The following is a 2774-nucleotide window of genomic DNA, read 5'->3' as shown; positions in this document are numbered from 1 at the left end:
GGCCGGGACCGGTGCGCGCCACCGCCGCCGAGCAGCGCCCGCAGCGGTGCGAGCGTGTCGTTGGTGAGATGACCGGACCAGACCAGCTCCCAGATCACCGCCGTCAGCTCGGCGTCGTCGGTGGACCGGACCCGGTCGGCCAGCGGGCGGAAGAACATCGCCTGTCCGTCACCGAGCGCGTCCAGCACCGAGTCGTGCAGGGGCGTACGCGCCAGCGTGTCGTCCGTCGGCGGCAACAGCAGCGCAGCGGCGTCCGCGTACGCCAGGCCGACCCAGCCGTCGCCGCCGGAGATCGCACCCGCGCCGGCCCACAGCACCTCGCCGCTGGCACACAGCTCGTCGAGGTGGGCGGGGGAGTAGTCGGCCACCCGGGCCGGCAGCACCAGCCGTTCCAGGGCCGAGGCGGGCACCGAGACGCCCTGCAACTGCTCCAGGGCGGCGGCCACCGCCTCGACCCCGCGCGCCGACGAGCCGACCTGCTGCCAGCGGGGCAGGAAGCTGGCCAGCGCCCGGGGCGGCACCGGCTCGATCTCGCGACGCAGTGCGGCGAGGGAGCGGCGACGCAACAGGCGCAGCACCTCGGCGTCGCACCACTGGGTGCCGACCGACTCCGGGGTGAACTCGCCGGAGACCACCCGACCGGTGGCCCCCAGTCGGCGCAAGGTCTGCTCCACCACGAAGACGCCCAGCCCGAACCGGGCCGCGCAGGTGCTCGCCGCGAACGGCGCGTGCGTGCGGGCGTACCGGGCGACCAGGTCACCGAGCGGATCGGCGACCGGTTCGAGGTACGCCTCGGCGACGCCCACCGGCAGGGCCACGCCCAACGCGTCCCGCAGCCGGCCGGCGTCCTCCACGCCGACCCAGCGGTCCTGCCCGGCGACGCGGACCCGCAGCACCCGCCGGGCGGCGGCCAGCTCGGTCAGCCAGTCCACCGGCACCCCGCGTGCCGCCAGCTCGTCGTCGCTCAGGTCGCCGACCTGGCGCAGCAGCTCCACCGCGTCCTCGGCGTCGCGGGGACGGCGCTGCGGGGTGAGCCACCTGAGCTGTCGCTCGGTCTCGGCGAGCACCTCCGCGTCGAGCAGCTCGCGCAGGTCGACCCGACCGAGCAGCTCGCCGAGCAGGGCCGAGTCCAGCGCCAGCGCCGCCGCCCGGCGCTCCGCCAGCGGCGAGTCGCCCTCGTAGAGGAAGGCGCCCACGTACCCGAAGAGCAGCGAGCGGGCGAACGGCGACGGACGCGGGGTCTCCACCTCGACCAGCCGCACCCGGCGACCGGCCAGGTCCCGCATCACCTGGGTCAGCGCGGGCAGGTCGAAGACGTCCTGGAGACATTCGCGGGCGGCCTCCAGGGTGACCGGGAAGTCGGCGTACTCGCGGGCGACGTCGAGCAGTTGGGCGGCACGTTGCCGCTGCTGCCAGAGCGGCTGGCGGCGACGCGGGTCGCGGCGGGGCAGCAGCAGCGACCGCGCGGCGCACTCGCGGAACCGGGCCGCGAACAGCGCCGAGGTGCCGACCGACTCCTCCACGAGCTGGACGATCTCCTCGGGGTCGAAGGCCACCACGTCGGCACCGGGCGGCGTGTCGGCGGTGTCCGGCAGGCGCACCACGATGCCGTCGTCGGCGGGCAGCACCTGGGCGTCCACGCCGTACCGTTCGGCGAGTCGACGGCCGACGGCCAGTGCCCAGGGCGCGTTGACCCGGGCGCCGAGCACACTGTGCACCGCCAGTCGCCAGTCGCCCAACTCGTCGCGGAACCGCTCGACCACCACCGTCCGGTCGTCGGGCAGGGCGCGGGTGGCGGCCTGCTGCTCGCGCAGGTACGCCATCAGGTTGCCGGCGGCCCAGTCGTCCAGGCCGGTGGCGCGCAACGCGGCGGTCGCCTCGTCGTCACCCTGGCGCAGCAGGCCGCGTACCCGGGCACCGATCGCCCGGCCCAACTCGACCGGACGGCCCGGCTGGTCGCCCTTCCAGAACGGCATCTTCGCCGCCTGGCCGGGCGCGGGGGAGACCAGCACCCGGTCCGGTGTGATCTCCTCGATCCGCCAGGACGACGAGCCCAGCAGGAAGACGTCGCCCACCCGGGACTCGTAGACCATCTCCTCGTCCAGCTCGCCGACCCGGGCGGCGCGTTCGGCGCCGGCCAGGAAGACGCCGAACAGACCCCGGTCGGGGATGGTGCCGCCGCTGGTCACCGCGAGCCGTTGGGCGCCCGGCCGACCGGTCAGCAGGTCGGTGGCGCGGTCCCAGACCAGGCGGGGACGCAGCTCGGCGAAGGCGGTCGACGGGTAGCGGCCGGAGAGCATGTCGAGCACGGCGTGCAGCGCGGAGTCGGGCAGCTCGGCGAAGGGCGCCGCACGGCGGACCACCGTCGCCAGGTCGGCCACCGGCCACTCGTCGAGCGCGACCATCGCGACGATCTGTTGGGCGAGCACGTCGAGCGGGTTGCGCGGATGGTGCAGCTCCTCGATCGCGGCGTCGCCCATCCGCTCGGCGACCACGGCGCAGGAGAGCAGGTCGCCCCGGTGCTTGGGCAGCACCACCCCACGGGACACCGCGCCGACCTGGTGCCCGGCCCGCCCGACGCGTTGCAGGCCGGCGGCCACGCTCGGCGGCGCCTCGATCTGCACGACCAGGTCGACCGCGCCCATGTCGATGCCGAGTTCGAGGCTGGAGGTGGCGACCACGGCCGGGAGCTGACCGGCCTTGAGCGCCTCCTCGATGTGCCGGCGCTCCTCGCGGGAGACGCTGCCGTGGTGCGCGCGGGCGATCACCGGCGG

General features: G+C 75.5%; 1 protein-coding gene. It reads right to left on the bottom strand.

Features of this window, described 5'->3' with window-relative positions; genetic code table 11:
• Positions 1–2774: helicase-related protein (locus EYA84_RS30035; RefSeq protein WP_255446677.1), on the bottom strand; the 2774-nt coding region annotated here is incomplete at both ends.

This window comes from Verrucosispora sp. SN26_14.1 (genome assembly GCF_004307965.1).
In the GTDB taxonomy this organism is placed as follows: domain Bacteria; phylum Actinomycetota; class Actinomycetes; order Mycobacteriales; family Micromonosporaceae; genus Micromonospora.
The sequence above is the reverse complement of the archived record's forward strand: the minus strand, read 5'-3'. Positions and strand labels throughout refer to the sequence as shown.